This window comes from Dokdonella sp. GW821-FHT11D02, assembly GCF_058808595.1.
On the sequence record NZ_CM179520.1, the window covers coordinates 4,547,086 to 4,565,977 of the forward strand.

14 protein-coding genes and 1 other RNA gene are annotated in these 18,892 nt (G+C 66.7%); 9 read left to right on the forward strand and 6 right to left on the reverse strand.

Features of this window, described 5'->3' with window-relative positions:
- Positions 1 to 84 precede the first annotated feature (84 nt).
- Positions 85 to 2,370, forward strand: coding sequence for an RCC1 domain-containing protein (locus AC3QL3_RS19220; protein ID WP_492895725.1), 2,286 nt, complete (start codon positions 85 to 87; stop codon positions 2,368 to 2,370).
- A gap of 200 nt (positions 2,371 to 2,570) precedes the next feature.
- Here the strand turns inward: AC3QL3_RS19220 and AC3QL3_RS19225 are convergent, their stop codons facing one another.
- The 6 genes from AC3QL3_RS19225 to AC3QL3_RS19250 form a co-directional block, all read right to left on the reverse strand.
- The gene (locus tag AC3QL3_RS19225; RefSeq protein WP_492895726.1) at positions 2,571 to 3,587 is read right to left on the reverse strand and encodes a DUF2167 domain-containing protein; all 1,017 of its coding nucleotides are present in this window, start codon (positions 3,585 to 3,587) and stop codon (positions 2,571 to 2,573) included.
- A gap of 9 nt (positions 3,588 to 3,596) precedes the next feature.
- Entirely contained in the window at positions 3,597 to 4,040 is a 444-nt protein-coding gene (locus AC3QL3_RS19230) for a hypothetical protein (protein WP_492895727.1), read from the reverse strand.
- A gap of 137 nt (positions 4,041 to 4,177) precedes the next feature.
- The gene (locus tag AC3QL3_RS19235) at positions 4,178 to 5,905 is read right to left on the reverse strand and encodes an Ig-like domain-containing protein (RefSeq protein ID WP_492895728.1); all 1,728 of its coding nucleotides are present in this window, start codon (positions 5,903 to 5,905) and stop codon (positions 4,178 to 4,180) included.
- Positions 5,906 to 6,208: 303 nt separating this feature from the next.
- On the reverse strand, positions 6,209 to 7,624 hold the full coding sequence (locus AC3QL3_RS19240) for an AcvB/VirJ family lysyl-phosphatidylglycerol hydrolase (RefSeq protein ID WP_492895729.1): 1,416 nt from the start codon (positions 7,622 to 7,624) through the stop codon (positions 6,209 to 6,211).
- The gene (locus AC3QL3_RS19245) at positions 7,621 to 8,934 is read right to left on the reverse strand and encodes an aminopeptidase P N-terminal domain-containing protein (protein WP_492895730.1); all 1,314 of its coding nucleotides are present in this window, start codon (positions 8,932 to 8,934) and stop codon (positions 7,621 to 7,623) included. Before AC3QL3_RS19245 ends, AC3QL3_RS19240 begins: the two co-directional genes overlap by 4 nt.
- Before the next feature lie 20 nt (positions 8,935 to 8,954).
- A complete protein-coding gene (locus AC3QL3_RS19250; protein ID WP_492895731.1) occupies positions 8,955 to 9,521 on the reverse strand; it encodes a UPF0149 family protein in 567 nt (188 codons plus the stop codon).
- Positions 9,522 to 9,712: 191 nt separating this feature from the next.
- Here AC3QL3_RS19250 and AC3QL3_RS19255 point away from each other — a divergent pair, with 191 nt between their 5' ends.
- The 8 genes from AC3QL3_RS19255 (at position 9,713) to AC3QL3_RS19290 (ending at position 18,761) form a co-directional block, all read left to right on the forward strand.
- A complete protein-coding gene (locus tag AC3QL3_RS19255) occupies positions 9,713 to 14,290 on the forward strand; it encodes an EAL domain-containing protein (RefSeq protein WP_492895732.1) in 4,578 nt (1,525 codons plus the stop codon).
- A 101-nt stretch (positions 14,291 to 14,391) separates the two neighbouring features.
- Positions 14,392 to 14,610, forward strand: coding sequence for a TIGR02449 family protein (locus AC3QL3_RS19260; RefSeq protein WP_492895733.1), 219 nt, complete (start codon positions 14,392 to 14,394; stop codon positions 14,608 to 14,610).
- A 22-nt stretch (positions 14,611 to 14,632) separates the two neighbouring features.
- A complete protein-coding gene (locus tag AC3QL3_RS19265) occupies positions 14,633 to 14,935 on the forward strand; it encodes a cell division protein ZapA (RefSeq protein WP_492895734.1) in 303 nt (100 codons plus the stop codon).
- A 7-nt stretch (positions 14,936 to 14,942) separates the two neighbouring features.
- Positions 14,943 to 15,128: non-coding RNA, 6S RNA (gene ssrS, locus AC3QL3_RS19270), on the forward strand.
- A gap of 176 nt (positions 15,129 to 15,304) precedes the next feature.
- Positions 15,305 to 15,931, forward strand: coding sequence for a 5-formyltetrahydrofolate cyclo-ligase (locus tag AC3QL3_RS19275; protein WP_492895735.1), 627 nt, complete (start codon positions 15,305 to 15,307; stop codon positions 15,929 to 15,931).
- Between the two features lie 53 nt (positions 15,932 to 15,984).
- The gene (locus tag AC3QL3_RS19280) at positions 15,985 to 16,437 is read left to right on the forward strand and encodes an EVE domain-containing protein (RefSeq protein ID WP_492895736.1); all 453 of its coding nucleotides are present in this window, start codon (positions 15,985 to 15,987) and stop codon (positions 16,435 to 16,437) included.
- A 23-nt stretch (positions 16,438 to 16,460) separates the two neighbouring features.
- The gene (gene rpiA / locus AC3QL3_RS19285; RefSeq protein ID WP_492895737.1) at positions 16,461 to 17,105 is read left to right on the forward strand and encodes a ribose-5-phosphate isomerase RpiA; all 645 of its coding nucleotides are present in this window, start codon (positions 16,461 to 16,463) and stop codon (positions 17,103 to 17,105) included.
- Positions 17,106 to 17,198: 93 nt separating this feature from the next.
- Positions 17,199 to 18,761 carry a choice-of-anchor Q domain-containing protein gene (locus tag AC3QL3_RS19290; RefSeq protein ID WP_492895738.1) on the forward strand — a complete coding sequence of 521 codons (1,563 nt, stop codon included), beginning with the start codon at positions 17,199 to 17,201 and terminating at the stop codon, positions 18,759 to 18,761.
- Positions 18,762 to 18,892 lie beyond the last annotated feature (131 nt).

The following is an 18,892-nucleotide window of genomic DNA, read 5'->3' on the forward strand; positions in this document are numbered from 1 at the left end:
AAAGAACATCGGCTATCTTTTCGCCAGTCTAGGGCTCTGTCACGCCGTCATCGCGTTTTCGCGAGAAATCAGGAAGATATAAAGATGAAAAAACAGCTCGATCCAAGCAGAAATGGAAGCGGGTCCTGGTTGCTCGGGCTGATCCTCGGGTTGGCCTTGATACCTACGGCGGAGGCGCAGCCTATCGCGCAGATCGCGGCGGGCTGGTCCCATAGTTGCGCGCTGAACGGCGATGGCATGGTGACCTGCTGGGGCGACAACTGGTTCGGTCAGCTCGGCAATGGTCGTTCGGGCCGAGGTGCGGACAGTTCCGTGCCGATCCCGGTCGGTCATCTGCCCGAAGTCACGCAGATTGCAGTGGGTCAATACCACACCTGCGCGTTGAAAAACGACGGCACGGTGGCTTGCTGGGGGGGCAATGGAAGCGGCCAACTCGGCAATGGTAGCGAAGGCTGGGATGCCTCAAGCTCCACGCCGGTCGCGGTCATCGGGCTGTCCGACGTCAACGCGATCACGGCGAACGCATCACACACCTGTGCGCTGAAAAGCGATGGTACGGTGGCCTGCTGGGGCAACAACGACAACGGCCAACTCGGCGATGGCCCTCCCACGAACAGCTCAGTACCGGTCACGGTCAGAAACCTATCCGGTGTTACAGCGGTTGCCGCGGGTGAAGGACACACTTGCGCGTTGAAGAGCGACCGCAAGGTGGTCTGCTGGGGCGCTAACTGGCACGGGCAGCTCGGCGATGGGTCGACGACGAACAGACTTGCACCGGTCACCGTCGTCGGTCTATCGGGTGTAACGAAGATCAGCGCGGGCTGGGCACATACCTGCGCGCTGAAGGATGACCGTACGATGGCGTGCTGGGGCTACAACGAATACGGTCAGATCGGCGACGGTGGCTCGGGTCTGGAGGCGGACCGCTTTACGCCAGTCGCGGTCGTAGGACTATCCGATGTTGCGGCTATCGCGGCCGGCTACGAATACACCTGCGCGGTGCAGGAAGACGGCAGTACGACCTGCTGGGGCGCGAACCAGACCGCCCAGCTCGGCAACGGCAGCTTCGGAGACGACGCTTACAGCTCAGTACCGATCGCCGTCAGCGGCCTCGACGACGCCACGACGATCAGCGCGGGCCGGCAGCACGCCTGCGCCCCGAAGAGAGACGGTACCGCGGTCTGCTGGGGCTGGAACTACAACGGTGAGCTCGGCAACGGCATGGCAGGCGGCAGCAGCACGCCGGTTATCGTCGGCAACCTGTCCGGGGCGACGAAAATCGGAGCCAGCCTCGGTGACATCGAGAGTCACACCTGCGCGCTGAAGAACAATCACACGGTGGCTTGCTGGGGCTACAACGAAATGGGCCAGCTCGGCACTGGGACTCACGACCGCTATCCGCACGCTCTACCCGTCACGGTGAGCAACTTGAACAATGCCGCAGATATCGCAACAGGCGGCAACCACACCTGCGCGTTGAAGACCAACCGCACGGTGGTTTGCTGGGGCACCAATTGGGCCGGTCAGCTCGGCAACGGCACGACAGAACTCAGCGCGGCACCGACCGCAGTCAGCAACCTAACGGATGCCACGGCAATCACGGCGAGCTTGGCACATACCTGTGCGCTGAAGAGCGACCGTACCGTGGCCTGCTGGGGCTACGGCGCGACCGGCCAACTCGGCGATGGCTCTGCTACGGACAGCCTCACGCCGGTCGCGGTCAGCAACCTGACCAACGTCACTGCAGTCGCCTCAGGCTCGACGCATACCTGCGCGCTGAAGAGCAACCACACGGTCGCCTGTTGGGGAGGAAACGACTACGGTCAACTCGGCGACGGCAGTGCGGGCTCGACCGAGTATCGCCTCGTGCCGGTCGTGGTTAACGGCCTGTCCAGCGTTATCGCGATCGCTGCGGGCGGCCAGCACACCTGCGCACTGAAGAGCGACAACACGGTCGCGTGCTGGGGCAGCAACGGAATCGGCCAGCTCGGCAACGGCACCACGACGTTGAGCCCGACGCCAGTCATGGTCAACACTTTGATCGGCGCCACGGCGATCGCGGCGGGTTACGACCACACCTGCGCACTGAAGAACGACGGCACGGTGACTTGCTGGGGCAAGAACTGGTATGGCCAGCTCGGCCTGGGCATTTCCGACGACAGTCCGCACGCTCTGCCCGTCGCGGTCAGCAACCTGTCCGATGTTGCGGCAATCGCGGCTGGCGGCCAACACACCTGCGCGTTGAAGAGCGGCGGTGCGGTCGCCTGCTGGGGTAATAGCGGTTTCGGCCAAGCCGGAATCTCTCCTCAATACACTACGCCACAGGCCGTCAGCAGCGAGGTTATTTTCACCAACGGCTTCGATACGTGAGCGACGTGACCTGAAATACGCTCGAGGACGTACTGCGTAGAAACCGCTTCATCGGTGGTGCTTTTACACCTCGCGCAAGGCCGAAGCACCTCTCGATTCGAACTCGAGAAGCAGGATCATTCGCGACGACAGCTCAGCCCTGAATTCGGGCTGTGGCGAAGCTTCTTCGCTGTGTGATCCGTCAGTGATGCTCGGCCCTATCAATGCGATTCTTGCAACGCCGCGGCGCCGCTGACGACCGCGGCGAGATCGTACTTGGCCTTGCGGTCGAACAGGCTGGAGTGGTCGGCGTAGGACTGGCCTTGAACGTAGGCGGTGCGGCTGGCGGCCAGACGCACGCTGCGCAGGCACAGCTCCTGCCGCTTCATGCCGACTTCGAGTATCGAGAACAACAAGAGGCCGCCGCGACCGAGCTTGGCCGCATAGCAGTCTAGGCGATGCTCGGCGTCGCCGTCGTAGGCCAGCTCTTCGACCCAGGTCGCGTGATCGCTGCCCGCTTCGAGCGAGGGAGTTTCGGCGTAACGCACGAGTCGAAAGCCTTGCGCTTCGCCGTCCTGACGCTCGGACAACTTCGCCACCGCGCTCTGCGCATCGGTGAGCAACTGCACCGGCGTGCGATCGGCGAAATCGTTGGTGCGCACGTAGCCGTCGCCGAGCCATTCCACTTCGACGAACCAGGCATCGTCGGCACCGAGATCGACGCTTTCGTGCACCAGCCAGCCGATGCTGGACGGCGGCAAGCTGCCGCCGATCTCTTGGTACATCGCGGCGAGACCGTCGCGGTCCACGAAGCGGAAATGCTGCGGCACGTCGATCGCCGCGTGCGCCGGGGCGATCTCGATGCGGCCGTCACGCAGCGGCAGCTTGGCCAGCGCGATCGACAGGCGCAGCTTGTCGTCGAACGCATCGCTGATGCGCGCCTTCGGTGAAAGCGGCGACGACGCCTCGCTGCCGGCGCTCGCCTCCCCCGCATACAGTTGGAACTGCTCGAGATCGCGCGCCAGCAAGGCCCACGACACGCCGAACAAGACGATCGCCGCGAGCAGCGGCACGCGCACGCTGACTTCCTTGTCGTTCCAGTAACGCACCAGCACGTACAGGCCGATCGGCGAAATCAGCAGCATGCCGATCGCCAAGCCCTTGTTCGAGGACCACACGCGCGCCGCCGCGAGCAGGTAGATCAGCCCGGCCAGCGACAGCAACAGCAGCGAAGTCATGCTTCGGCCTCAGCGCAGATCCACGCGCAAGACCTGATTGCGGCCGAGCGTGTAGGTCGCGTTGCCGCCGGGCCGTTTCACGCGCAAGGTGACCTGGCGCGCATCCGCCGAACCGACCACGCCACGATGCACGCGCTCGCCGGCCGTGGTGATGGTGACGCGTTGGCCGACGTGCTGGGCGAGTTCGGCGAACGGCAAGCCGGCCTCGCGCGAAGGCGGCGCCAGCCAGTCGTCGTTCGGCGTCGGCGGCGGCGCGACCACGGAGGCGGCGACCGGCGCGACGACCACGGCAGCGACGTCGGCGACCGGCGCTGCGGAGACCTTGGTCGCGCGCGCGGCGCGTTCGGCCTTCAGCAGCGCTTCGATCCGCGCCTCGTCTTCTTCCAGCGTCGCGGCGTGCGCCCAGGCGGCCGCGAATGCGAGCACGAGGCCCGCCACCATCGACATTTTCATTGCCCGCCCCCTGCGCGCCAATGCGAACGCCACGCACCGAAGCGGTGCGTGGGCGTTCGCATCAGAACACAAATCGGCCGGCGATTTCGATACCGCGGTCACTGCGCGACACGCCGCGCAGTGACCGTCGCGCCCCCTTATTCGAAGGGCGAGCAGGGCCGATCGAAGCCGTCGGAGTAGATCAGCGAGCCGATGTTGTGCAGGGTGAAGGTGACCGGCGGATAGTCAGCACCGACCACCACCGCGCTGACTTCGTAGCTGCCTTCGATGTCGTTCGCGATCGCCTGCACGCGCGCCTTGCCGTTCGAGCCGGTGGTGACCGCCAAGCTCGCGCCGCTGTGGCTGCCGTCGGACAACGTCGCCGTGGGCGTGACGCCGCCGGCGGGTGCCTCGAAGTGCACCGGCAAGCCGGCATAAGGCACACCGGTGGGTCCCGCAACCGCGACTTCGAGTGCGCAATGGAAGGCGCTGCTGATCTCGCCCGACTGGCCACCGCCGCCGCCATCATCGATGGTGGTGCCGTCCGGCAAGGTGTTGGTCAGGTCGAACGCGGTCGAGCCATCGACGCCATCGGCGCTGGCACTCGGCGCGTAGGAACCCGGCAACGCATTCGCCGTTGCGGTGACCGAAGCGAGGCCGTTCGCATCGGTGGTCACCGAGCTTGCGGACAAGGTCGCCGTCGGACCTGCGGACGGCGTGGCGAATGTCACCGCGACACCGGGAACCGGGTTGCCGTATTGGTCGCTGACCTTGGCGATGAGCGGGTCGGCGAAGGGAGTGGCGATGTCGGTGCTCTGCTCGGAGCCGGCGCCGAGCGCGTCGATCGCGGCCGGTGCGGCGGCGGTGTTGACGAAGGAGAACGTCGCCGGCGTGTCGACACCGGTCACCGTCACGCTGATGGTGTAACTGCCGGTGACCGTGTTCGCGGTCGCGGTGGCGGCCGCGACACCGTCTTCGCCGGTGAGCACGTTGGTCGCCGAGAGTACCGCGCTGGCGTTCTTGGTCGGCGCGGTGAAGGTGACGACCGCGTTCGGTACCGGATCGCCGCCGGCGTCGGTGACCTTGACCGTCAGCGGCAGCGCGAACGCTTCGCCGACGGTGGCACTCTGCGTCGCGCCGTCGAGCGCGATGACGGAACCCGCGACCGGATTGGTCGCGCTGACGTCGAGCGAGACGTGCGAATAGGTCGCCGCGCCGAGCAGGCTCGCGGTCAGCACGCCGCTCGGCGTGGCGAGCAACTGGATGTCGACGTTGCCGGCGGTCGGCGCGACCACGTCGTGGCGCAGCTTCACTTCGTATTCGTTGGTGCCGACCGTGGCCAGCGTGATCAGCTGCGGCGCGGCCGTCGCGGTCGAGGCCAGCGTGTTGCCGCTCGCGCGCAGCGCGACACCGACGTTGCCGGTGCCGAGTACGCCGAGGTCGAGCACGCCGCTGATGCTGACGCGCGCGCTGATCGTGTAGCGCTTGCCGACTTCGTAAGGAATCGGCAGGGTCTGGCTGAAGTAGCCACCGTTGTTGATGAGGCCGAGCACATTGATGCCGAGCAGGCCGCCGACCGTCGCGCCGCTGCCTTGCGCGATCGACAGCGACGGCGGCGCCAGCAAACCGAGCGCGCCGTAGTAGCTGCCCACCCAAGGTCCGGTGCTGCCGATCGCCACATCGCTGCCGTTCCCTCCGAGCAGACCGCCGCCGATGCTGCCGACGTTGGTGGTGGAGGAGAAATCGGCGTTGGGGATGGGTACGTTCGCCGCGTGGACCGATGCGCCGGAGATCAGACAGACGCCGGCCAGCGCGATGGCGATGCCGAGGGAAATGCCGCCTCGGTGCGTGCGTTGCGGATGGGACGAAAACAGATCGGTTTTCATGACTCGCCTCTCGTTGCGGGTGCAAGTCGAAGACGAGAGGAAGCGAATGCTGCGCGATGAGTCTCGCGTAAGAATCCGGCCGACATCCGGTACGGGCTCGAACGCACGGCATCGAACACGCCGCTTCGCGTCTTGCCTCGTACGGACGCCCCTTCGTCGCCGACGATGCAGGCAGCTTAGGCCGCGTCGCTGCGCTTGAAGACCTGCATGTTCTTACAGGCGACTACGAAGAGTTTTTCACTTCGTTTCGACGCGCGCGTGTGTGCAATCGCACGCTATGCGTGGGGAAATGCGCGGCTTGCGTCAGTGCGTCGGAGCGGACAGCTCGCGCACGATCAGAGCACCGAGCGCAGCGTAGTCGCCGTCGTAGTGATGGCCGCCGGGCAGGCTCGCGACGCGCATCGTCGCGGCCGGTTTGCGGCAAGGCGTGTCGTCTTCGTCGGCACCGTGCACGCACAAGAGCGGCACCTTCGACGCCGCGACCTCCGGCGCGATCGGCATCGCTTCGTCGTGATGGGTGGAGCCGAACCAGTCGCCGACGTGGATCTCGAACACCGCTTCGTCGTCGGGCGAAATCATCGCGCCGCCGAGGACGCGTGCGCGCAACTCGGCCGGCAGGCGGTTGATCACCACCGGCACCAGGCTCGCGCCGAACGAATAGCCAATCAGCACGAAGCGGACGTTCGCATCGTCCTTGCCGTAATGCGCGAGCACTCTCGCGACCGCCTGCGCGGTCGCCTCGGGCGTCTGTTTCTGCCAGAAGAATTTCAAGGTCGAGAAGCCGACCACGCGCACGCCCTGCGCCGCCAGCGCGTCGGCGACGCCGCGGTCGAGCCCGGCCCAGCCGCCGTCGCCAGTCAGCATGACGGCGACGCGCGCGGCGGCGCCGGTCGCGGCGGTCGGTGCGTTTTCAATCGGCTCGATCTCGATCAGCGGCAGATCGGCGACGTCGTCGGGCAGCGCGGTCGCCGCCGCGTCGCTGCGCCGACGCCAATGCCGGTACGTCTGCGCCAGGCCGGCGTCGGCCGCCGGCGTCGACAATGGCGGCCAGAGCAATCCGGCGTAGCGCCAAACCGCAGCCAGGCGTGCGCCGAGGCCGTCCAAACGCGCGCCGCGCGCGAACGGCTGCGGCAACCACGGCACGGGAAACTTCGACAGCGGCGCGACGCGGAAACCGCCGCTCGGATCAGGTACCGTCATCGCACCGGCGTCGCCGGCGCAGAAGTTCTTGGCGAAGCGCAGCGAGGTGTCCCAGCCGAGCGTGATCAAGCCCTCGAACGTGCCGGCCGGCGCCTGCGCCGCCATCGCATAGGCGAAGGTCGCGCCGGCGCCATCGCCGATCACCAGCGGCACGCTGTAGTCGGTCAGGCCGGCATGGCGTTCGATCCAATGCGCGACTTCCTCGACATGCGCGGCCGGATAGGAGCACTTGTCCGAGGCGATCGCCTGCATGCGCTTGAGATACGCCGGCAGGTCGATGCCGACGACGAAGGCGCCCTGCTGCGCCAGCGCTGCCGCCAGCGCATCCTGACGCGCGCTCCAACCGTCGCGATCGGAAATCAGCAGCACGGTATGCGTGATCGCATCGCTCGGCCGGCTCAGATGCAGGTGCCCGAACAATCCGTAGTCGACGCTTTCGCCGCCATCCGTCGTCGCGGCAGGCAGCGCAACCGGCGCGAACGCGAGCAGCAGCAGCGCGAGCCAGCGGCGCAGAGTCATCGGCTCGCCGCCATCAGTGCTTCGATCGCCGCGACTTCTTTCGGCGCATCGGCCGAAAGCACATCCGGCGCGCCGTCGGTGACGACCACGTCGTCTTCGATGCGAATGCCGATGCCGCGGAACTTCGCCGGCACGCCTTTCGCGTCGGCGGCGATGTAGAGGCCGGGTTCGACCGTGACCACCATGCCCGGCTCGAGCACGCGGAACTCGCCGTCGATGCGGTAGTCGCCGACGTCGTGCACGTCGAGGCCCAGCCAATGCCCGGTCTTGTGCATGTAGAACTTGCGATAGCTGTGCTCGCGCAGGTTCTTCTCCAGACTGCCGCCGAGCAAGCCGAGCTTGAGCAGGCCGCGCGTGATCGTGCGTACGGCGGCTTCGTGGTAGGCGTCGAACGAGCGCCCGGCGCGCACTTCCTCGATCGCGGCGAGCTGCGCGGCGAGCACGATCTCATACAGCGCGCGCTGCTCGGGATTGAAACGGCCGTCGACCGGGAACGTGCGCGTGATGTCGGAGGCGTAGCACTCGTATTCGGCGCCGGCGTCGATCAGCAGCAGGTCGCCACCCTGCAGCGGCGCGTTGTTGGCGCGATAGTGCAGCACGCAGGCGTTGGCGCCGCCGCCGACGATCGGTTCGTAGCTCGCGACCGCACCTTGCTTTCGGAACACGTGCAGCAGCTCGGCTTCGACTTCGTGCTCGTTCAAGCCGGCGCGCGTGGTTTGCATCGCGCGCACGTGCGCGGCCGCGGCGATCTTGGCCGACTTGCGCATCAGGCGCAGTTCGCCGCGCGATTTGTACAGCCGCAGGTCGTGCAGCAGATGCGACAGCGCGACGAATTCGTGCGGCGGCTTGGCGCCCTGGCGCACCAGCGCACGCACGCGGTTGACCCAGCCGATCAGCTTGAGGTCGAACTCGGTGTCGCGGCCGAAGTGGTAATAGACGCGCCGGCGCCCTTCGATCAGGCCGGGCAGGATGTCGTCGATGTCGTCGATCGGAAATGCGTCGTCGAAGCCGTAGCGCGACACCGCGCCCTCGGTGCCGGCGCGCGGACCGTCCCAGCGTTCGCGTTCGGCGTCGCGTTCGCGGCAGAACAAGATCGTCTCGCCGGCTGCCCGCCCCGGCACCAGGGCGAGTACCGCTTCGGCTTCGCCGAAGCCGCTCAAGTAGTGGAAATCGCTGTCCTGGCGATACGGATAGTGCGCGTCGTTGTTGCGCACGCGCTCCGGCGCCGCGGCCACGATCACGATCGCGTCGGCGCCGGCCATGCGCATCAGCTGGCGGCGGCGGCGCGCATATTCCTTCGGCTCGATCATCGATGCGGCGATTCCATGATTCAGTGCAAGGCGCGCGCACGCGCGCGCCGGGTCAGTTCGCGGTGCAGCATCGCTGCGCCTGCGCGCACGAAGCCGAGCACTTCGGCCAATGCCTGCTCGTCTTCGCGCGTACCGGCACGCTTGAGGTTGGATGCCGCGATCATGCCGAGATCGTCGAGGATCTCGCGCGCATCGGCCGACAGCTGCGCCGGCAACAGCGAGCCGGACAGGCCCACCCCGCCGAGAAAGCCGCGGCACCATTCGATCAAGGCGTCGGCGCGCTGCGGCAAACCGACCGCCGGTGCCGGCAGCAGCGGATCGACACTGGCCGGTTCCTCGGCGAATTGCGCGCGGCACTCGCGGTACACACGCTGCAGGACGGCGTTGCGCGCCAGGCCGGGCTCGTCGAAACCCAGTTGCAAGGCGTCGATCCAATCGTCGGCGCCGGCGCTGCCGCCGGCGCACAAATAGCCGCTGAGCGAGCCGTGCAGGTCGCTCGCATTGACGCCGAGGCGCAGCACGCGCAGCGCTTCGGCGAGTTCGGCATGGGTGAGGCTCGGTGCTTCGAACGGATCGACGGTGCTCATCGAGGCGCAGTGTAAGAGCCTGCCAGTGCTCTTCCAATGGCCGGCGTCGGAGCGTCGAGGCCGAATCGATGTGCCGGCACGATGTCGACGCGAGGTGAAATCGCAGAGAGTCGCGCCGATGCTCACTCGCGCATGGCGCCGCGATCGACGTTTGCCTACACTGCGGGCGACTTGTTTTTCGACATACGTAGATGAGGGGCTCGTCGTCGCCATCCGATCGGTTGCAGCGGCGTTGGCACTGGCTGGCGTTCGCCCTGCTCGTGGTGCCGGCGTGGGCTGGCGGCGAAGCGCTGCGGCGCGACTTCTATTTCGAGACGCTCGCCACCGGCGACGGCCTGATCCAGAACACGATCACCGCCGTGCTGCAGGACCGCAGCGGATTCCTCTGGATCGGCACGCTCGGCGGTTTGCAGCGTTACGACGGCTATGAGCTGGAGACGTTCGAACACTCCGGCGATGATCCCGACAGCCCGCCGGAAGACACCATCACCGCACTGGCCGAAGACGGCAGCGGCAATTTGTGGGTCGGCACGCACGGCGACCTGATTCGCCGCGACGCCGCGGACGGGCGCTTCCATCGCGTCGCGATCGAGGGCACCGACGGCGCGCCGGCCGGCTGGTCGAACGTCCGCGCGCTGCTCGCCGATGCACGTGGCTTGTGGATCGCCGGCGAGACTTCGCTGGTGCTGGTCGCGCCGGAGGACAAGCGCCTGCTGCGCGCGCTACCGCTACGCGGCCGCGACGGCAAACCGGCGGCGCCGCGTGAATTGCGCCGCGGCGACGACGGCACCTTGTGGATCGCGAGCTCCGCCGGCTTGTTTCGACTGGCCGCGCAAGACGCGGCGCCCGAACCGGTCGCCGCCACCATCGAAGCGGCCAGCGACCTCTTGATCGATCGCGCCCGCGGTCTGCTCGCGGCGACGCCGCGCGGCGTTTACCGCGTCGCCGCCGACGGCTCCAGCGCCGAACGCATCTGGCCCGAGCAGGGCGAGCGGGCGGCCACCGCGCTGGCCGAGGACGCGCGCGGCCGCCTCTGGCTGGCGGTGCCGCACGAGGGGCTCGCCGTGTTCGATCCGGCTGCCCCGCACACGCAGTGGTTGCAGCCGACCGACGATCTCGCCGGCGGCCTACCCGACGCCGGCATCAGCCTGCTCAGCAGCGATCGCTCCGGCTTGATCTGGGTCGGCACGTTCGAGCGCGGCCTGGCTCGCGTCGATCCGGCCGGTACCGCGTTCCAGCACGTACTCGACCGTACGCCGGGACACAAACAAACCGCCTCGAACTATGTGCGCGCCTTGTACGCCGATGCCGGCGGCGATCTCTGGCTCGGCACCGACAGCGACGTGCTCAAACGCTACGACGTCGCCGCGAACCGTTTCGAGCCGTACGGGGATCTGTTCGCCGCGCGTGCCGCCGCGGCCGGCGGCCGGCGGCCGATCGCACGTGCGTTCGCCGATGCCGGCGAGGGACGGTTGTGGGTAGGCAGCACGGTCGGCGTCGCGCTGTTCGATCCCCGGCAGCGCACGCTGAACTTCCTGCCGACCGACGCCAACGGCAGCGCCGGCGTGCCGAACGCGACCGTGCGCAGTCTGCTGCGCACGCGCAACGGCACGCTCTGGATCGGCACCGATGGCGGTGGCTTGATCGAACACGATCCGGCCAGCGGCCGCTGGCAAAGTTATCGCCAGACCGCTTCGCCACAGGCAATCGGCGGACTGGGCAGCGATCGCGTGCTGGCGCTGCAGGAAAACGACGATGGCCGCATCTGGGCCGGCACCACCGGCGGGCTCAACCTGATCGATCCGCGTTCGCGCTCGGCACGATTGTTCCGCAACCAGCCGGGCGATACGCATTCGCTCGCCGGCAATCTGATCCGCTCGATCCACCAAAGCGCCGACGGGGTGCTGTGGGTCGGCACTCAGGCCGGATTGAACCGGCTCGACCGGCTCGACGCCGGCGGCGCGCGCTTCACGCGCTGGCTGACCAGCGACGGCCTGCCCAATCGCTCGGTCTATGCGATCGGCAGCGACACGATGGGGCGGCTGTGGCTGAGCACGAATCGCGGCATCGCCTCGTTCGATCGACCCAGCGGCACGTTTCGCTCGTTCACCCTCGCCGACGGCCTGCAGGACATGGAGTTCAACGGCGGCGCGTTCGCCGCGCTCGGCGACGGCCGCCTCGCCTTCGGCGGCATCAACGGCTTCAACCTGTTCTTGCCGCAGACCATCTCCGGCAGCCGTTACGCGGCACCGATCGTGTTCACGCGCGTGCGCGTGGGCGCCGGCGCGGCGCGCACGCCGCGCGTCGGCGAGCCGTTGCGCATGGAGGTGGGCGATCGCATCGTGCATTTCGAATTCGCCGCACTCGACTTCGCCGCGCCGCAGCGCAATCGCTTCGCCTATCAGCTGGAGGGATTCGACGAACGCTGGATCGACGCCGGTACGCGCCACGAGGCGACCTACACCAACCTCCGTCCGGGCACGTATCGCTTCAAAGTGCGCGCGAGCAACCACGACGGCTACTGGAACGATCAATCCGGCATGCTCGAAGTGCGCGTCGCGCCGCCGTGGTGGCAGAGCCTGCCGATGCAGGCCGTCTACCTGCTCGGCGTGTTGTTCGCCGCGGCGCTCGGCTGGCGCGCGCATCGGCGCCGGCGCGCGGAGCAGGAGCGCTATCACCTCGGCTTGCGCGAACGCGAGGACCGACTGCGCCTGGCGCTGTGGGGTTCGGGCGACGCGTTTTGGGAATGGAACATTCCGCGCGGCCTGTTCACCGTGACCGGCGCGGCTAATCCGCTCGAACGCGGACCGAAGGATTCGCGCGTCTACACCTACGACTGGTTCCGCGCCAACATTCATCCGGACGATCTGCCGGCGGTGGAGCGCCGCCTGGAAGCGCACATCGGACGTCAGACCGAAACGCTCGAGTCCGAACACCGCCATCGCAATCAGCGCGGCGAGTGGTCGTGGGTGATCGCGCGCGGCAAGATCGTCGAGCGCGACGAGGACGGCCAGCCCACGCGCATGAGCGGCACCGCTCGCGACATGACGGCCACGCGCGCGGCCGAGCGCGAACGGCGCATCGCCGAGGAGATCATCCGCAGCATGGGCGAGGCGGTTGCGGTAACCGATCCGCAGTTCCGTTTCGTCAGCGTGAACCCGGCCTTCACGCGCATGGCCGGCTGGCGCGAGAACGAGGTGGTCGGCCAGCCGGCCGCGCTGCTCAACTGCACCCAGCACTCGGCCGAACACTACGCCGCGATGCGCGAAAATCTCGCTCGCGACGGTCATTGGCGCGGCGAGCTGTGGCAGCGGCGCAAGGACGGCGACGAGTTCCTGAGCTGGATCGAAACCGCCGAAGTGCGCGACGGCGACGGCCAGCGCACGCATTTCGTCAGCGTGATCTCCGACATCACCGACCGCAAGCGCGCCGAGCAGGAGCTGCGCTACCTCGCCAATTACGATGCCCTGACCGGCCTGCCCAACCGCACCCTGCTGAGCGAACGCATCGGCCACGCGATCGTTCGTGCGCGCCGCGCCGGACGCAAGATCGGCGTGCTGTTCCTCGATCTCGACCGCTTCAAGCACGTCAACGACTCGATGGGTCACGCCGCCGGCGACCGCATGCTGAAGGCGGCCGGCAATCGGCTGCGCCAGGTTGTGCGCGAGGGCGATTCGGTCGCGCGCCTAGGCGGCGACGAGTTCACCGTGGTGATCGAGGACATCGCCGACGGCGCCGAGGCCGAGCGCGTCGCCGAGAAGATCATCGCCGCGTTCGAGCAGCCGCTGGAGCTGGACAGCGGACAGGAAGTGGTGATCTCGCCGTCGATCGGGATCAGCCTGTATCCCGACCACGGGCAGGCGCCGAGCGACCTGCTCAAGTTCGCCGATACCGCGATGTATCAGGCGAAAGAACGCGGACGTAAGACGTACATGGTCTATACCGAGGCGATGGACGCCGCGGCTCGGCTGCGCGCGACGATGCTAGCCGCGCTCGGCAAGGCGCTCGAACGCAACGAGCTGTCGCTGGTGTACCAGCCCAAGCTGTCCCTGCTCGACGAGCGCGTCACCGGCGTCGAGGCGCTGCTGCGCTGGCACAGCAGCGAGCTGGGCGACATCTCGCCGGGCATGTTCATTCCGCTCGCCGAAGAAACCGGCCTGATCATCCCGATCGGCGACTGGGTCGTGGCACAGGCCTGCGCGCAGCTCGCGCGCTGGCGCGAGGTCGGCCTCAGCGACATCACGATGTCGGTCAACGTCTCGGTCGCGCAATTGCTGCGCGGCGATCTGATCCAGCGCCTGTACGAAGTGCTGGCCGAGAACGACATTCCGCCCAACCAGCTCGAATTGGAATTGACCGAAAGCATGGTCATGGCGAACGCCGAGCAGTCGATCACCACACTGCAACGGCTGAAGGCGATCGGCGTGACCTTGTCGATCGACGATTTCGGCACCGGCTACTCGTCCTTGAGTTATCTCAAGCGCCTGCCGATCGACACCTTGAAGATCGACAAGGAATTCGTCGGCGACATCACCACCGACCCCGACGACGAAGCGATCACGGCGACCGTGATCGCGATGGCGCACTCGCTCGGCCTCAACGTCGTCGCCGAGGGCGTGGAAATCGCCGAACAGGTCGAATACCTGCGCGAACAAGACTGCGACGAGGTGCAGGGCCATTGGCTGGCCGCGCCCATGCCGCCGCAGCAATGCCTGGACTTCCTGATCGAGCGCGCACATCGGCGCCGCATCGTGCTCGGCGAGTACTGATCGCCGCGGCGCAGCAGCGCCGACGGCAAGGTTTCGGGCCCGCCGCCGGCGGTCCGCCGGCTGTCTCACCCGGCGACAAATCCCGATGCTATATTCGCCGCATGTCCGCGCACCTGGAAAGCCTGCTGACCTTGGGGGACCGAGTCGATCGGCTGCTCGATCTGTGCCGCGCGCTGCAGGAGGAGAACCGCAGCCTGCGTCACAGCCAGGAGCAGCTCAGCCTCGAGCGCGCCCAGCTGATCGCACGCAACGAGCAGGCGCGCTCACGTGTCGAAGCGATGATCCTGCGCTTGAAGTCGCTGGAGCAGAACCACGCATGAGCCGGCAGCGAGGCCGAACACGATGAGCGGCAGCGAGCCCGTCGCGGTCAATATTCTCGATCGCGAATTCCTGATCGCCTGCACGCCGGAGGAACGCGAGGGATTGCTCGCCGCGGCGCGCTACCTCGACGGCAAGATGCGCGAGATGCGCAACAATGCGCGCACCGCGGCGCTCGATCGCATTGCGATTCTGGCTGCGCTGAACATCAGCCACGAACTGCTTGGTGCGCGGCAGCGTGAATCGAACGAAACCGCGCAGTTGGCAGAGAAGCTGCATGCGCTGAACGCAAAGCTTGAACGCGCGTTCCCCGGCTCACTACAATAGCCGCGGGTGTCCTCTGCGGTGCCCGGCAGCGCACTCTTACATATTGCCTTGTTCCTATAGACGACCCCGGGACGGCGAAGCGAAACCTGTGTGCATGTCCGCTTCGGCGGAAAGCCTGAAGGTTGTGCCAGCCCTCCCACCTGATCCCAGGGATCAAGGTCGTTCGATGCGCACCGGCTCCAGCGGAGGACATCTTTCTTTTGCGTTCGTCCTTGAACGCTGCTTCGGTTTTTGCGAGTCGCACTCCGCAAGCTCGCGACTGCGGAGAGTCCAGAGCGGCCATCCATGGCCGCACTTCTCAATTAGATGCCTGCCTTCGATGAGCGCCGTCGCAAACTGGCTTGACGGCAGAAATGCGAAGTCGAACGCATGACCGATCTCTCCTCTTCTCCGACACCTTCTGATCCGCGCTCCGCGTTGCGCAAGGAACTGCGCTTGCGGCGCGAGGCTTTGTCGGCGAGCGAACGCATCGCCGCAGCCAATGGGTTGATCGCACAACTCGAGCAAATTCCGGAGTTTCTGACCGATCGGCGCGTGGCCGGTTACTGGGCGGTCGGCGGCGAGCTGCCCTTGCTCGGGCTGATGCCGGGACTGCGTGCACGCGATCAGATTTATCATCTTCCGGTGGTCGGTGCGGATCGGCGCCTGCGTTTCGCGCCGTGGCGGCCGGGCGTGGAGATCGCACCGAACCGCTACGGCATCCCGGAGCCGGTCGGCGCCGAGTCGGAGCTGTTGGGGCCCGCGCAGATCGACCTCGTTCTGCTGCCCTTGCTCGGTTTCGATCGCCGCGGCTATCGGCTCGGTTTCGGCGGCGGCTACTACGACCGCAGTTTCGACTTCCTGCGCCAGCGCGCCGACGTCGGCAAACCGGTGCTGGTCGGCGTCGGCTATGCGCTGCAGGAAGTCGCCGCGATCGAGCCGATGCCGTGGGACGTACGCCTGGACTACGTCGCGACCGAGCGCGAACTGATCGATCTGACCGCACCGGTGCAGTGATCGTCAGGCGGCGCGGCTGCTAAAGTCGCCTCTCGGCGGCGACGGTGGATTCCATGCACTACTGGTTGATGAAAACTGAACCCGACGCGTTCTCGATCGACGATCTGGCGCGCGTGAAGACCGAACCCTGGACCGGTGTGCGCAACTACCAGGCGCGCAACTACATGCGCGACGGCATGCAGGTCGGCGACGGCGTGCTCTTCTATCATTCGAGCTGTCCCGAACCCGGCGTGGTCGGCCTGGCCGAGGTCGCTTCGGTCGCCTATCCCGATCCGACCCAGTTCCAGCGCAAGAGCGACTACTACGACGAGAAGAGCACGCCGGAGAATCCGCGCTGGATGCTGGTCGACGTCGCGTTCAAGCGCAAACTCAAGCGCACGATCGGGCTCGAGGAGCTCAAACAGCAAGCCAAACTCGAAGGCTTCGCCCTGCTCCAGCGCGGCAACCGCTTGTCGGTGCTGCCGGTGAGCAAGGCGCAGTGGAACCACATCCTCGCGCTCGAATGACGCGGCGGCGAACGGAGAATTCGATGTCGAAGGACGAACAGAAGCGCCTAGCCGGGCGCGCCGCGATGCGCTATGTCGAGGACGGCATGATCGTCGGCGTCGGCACCGGCTCGACCGTGGCGCATTTCATCGACGCGCTGGCCGAACGCAAGCATCTCATCGAAGGCGCGGTGTCCAGTTCGGAGCAGTCCACCCGCCTCCTGCGCGAGCGCGACGTAAACGTGCTCGACCTCAACGCCGCCGGCGACATTCCGCTTTACGTCGACGGCGCCGACGAATGCGATGCGCAGCGCTGCCTGATCAAGGGCGGCGGCGGTGCGCTGACGCGCGAGAAGATCATCGCAGCGGCGGCGGCGCGCTTCGTCTGCATCATCGATCCCGCCAAGCGGGTCGACGCGCTCGGCCGTTTCCCGCTGCCGATCGAAGTGATTCCGATGGCGCGCAGCTACGTCGCGCGCGAGATCGTCAAACGTGGCGGCAACCCGGTATGGCGTGACGGCGTCGTCACCGACAACGGCAATTGGATCCTCGATGTGCACGGCTGGCGCATTGAGCGACCCGCCGAATTCGAGCGCGAGCTGAATCAGATCGCCGGCGTCGTCACGGTTGGCCTGTTCGCGCAGCGCCCGGCCGACGTCGTGCTGGTCGGTGCCGAAGAGGTGTTCTGAGCCCGCATTTCCGGCGGAATCTGTCCGTTTCGAACGCGCGACTGCGTATCTGAAATAGACGCGCTATCGCGCGAGCTTCCGGGAACCTTGCGCATGAGCGTCTTTCCGTCCGGCCACGCACCTCTGCGGCGGCGCTGCCTGGCCGCCGCGCTGGCGACCGTCTTGTTCACCGCCATGGCAGCCGACGAATCACGCGCCGCCACCGAAACGCCGTGGCCGCGGCTGCGTAGCGAGCCGAGCTGGCCGCTGTTTGGGGTTCTGAAAGACCGCAATCGACGCCCCGCAACACCCGTGCAGACCGCGGCGACACGTACGGTCAGCAACTGCAATGACAACGGCGCTGGTTCCCTACGCGCGACGATCGCCGCTGCCGGCGAGGCCGATACGATCGATCTCAGCCAGCTGCGTTGCGGTCGCATCACGCTCGCGACCGGCGCGATTCCAATCCAGGTCGACAATCTCACCGTGGTCGGGGGCGGCCGGTGGAGCTCGATCATCGACGGCGGCAATCGCGATCGGGTGTTCATTCACTACGGGCTCGGCACGCTGACGCTGCAGCAACTGACCGTCAGCGGCGGCTACTACCGCGCAACCGGCCACGATGTCGCGTTCGGCGGCTGTATCGCCGCTCGCAGCTACCTCAGCTTGGATCGTGCGACGGTGCAAGACTGCAAGGCAGTCGGTGTCGGTTCTTACGGCGGCGGCACCTTCGCGTACGCGCTGCTGATGAAGAACAGCACGATCAGCGGCAATCTCGCCTCGGGTCGGCTCGACGATGCCACCACCGCAGGTTTCGGCGGCGGCGCTTATGCCTACCTAGTGCAGATCGCAGACAGCACGATCACTGCCAACCGCACGGATTACCAGGTAGATGCGCGCTTTTTCAGCTACGGCATCGGCGGCGGTTTAATGGCCATCAATGGCGGCAGCATTCAGAACTCGACCATCGACTCGAACTACAGCCAAGGGCGCGGCGGTGGTCTCGCGGCGTTCAGCGACCTTTTCGTGTCCAACAGCACGATCTCCGGCAATGAGGCAGAGGCGGAAATGGGCGGCGGGGTTTTCCTGCGCTGGCCGTCGACCCTGCAGCTCGACAACAGCACCATCGCTTTCAATCATGCCGGGTTCGATGCAGGCGGTGTCTGGCTCAACGCTCCCGGTTCGTACTTCAGAAGCAGCATCGCATTCGGCAACCTCATCGCTCGCGGAGCTGATGCGGACAGTGGGCATGATCTCGGCAATCGCCCAAGGCCGTCCTCGACCGGCATCGATCTTACGATCGGCGGCAACGACAACCTCGTCGGCAGCGCTGGAGCGTCAATGATCTTGCCGGCGGATACGCTAAACATTGATCCCCTGCTCGAGCCGCTGGATTTCAATGGCGGCACGACGCGCACACACGCACTGCGACCGGAAAGCCCCGCGATCGATACCGGCAGCAACCCCGGAGGTTTGACTTTCGATCAGCGTGGCGGCGCCTTCCCACGCTCTTACGGCGGCGCCACCGACATCGGCGCGTTCGAACGCCAGCCGCCACAGCCGACAAACATCCCCACGCCGGTGCCGGCTCTATCGGTCTGGACCACTGGGATATTGGCCGCGCTGCTGGCATTGATCGCAAGCGCGAGCAGCCGCGTCGGTCGACGGCGACCCTAAGCGCGCTTCTCGCCGAGTGATCGATCGCAAGGAAAAGTGTCGCGGGCGATGCCTTAAGCGATATCGCTTGCGCTAAAACGAAAAATCCCCGCGCGAGGCGGGGATTTTTCATTTGAGGCGAGCCCTGCGAA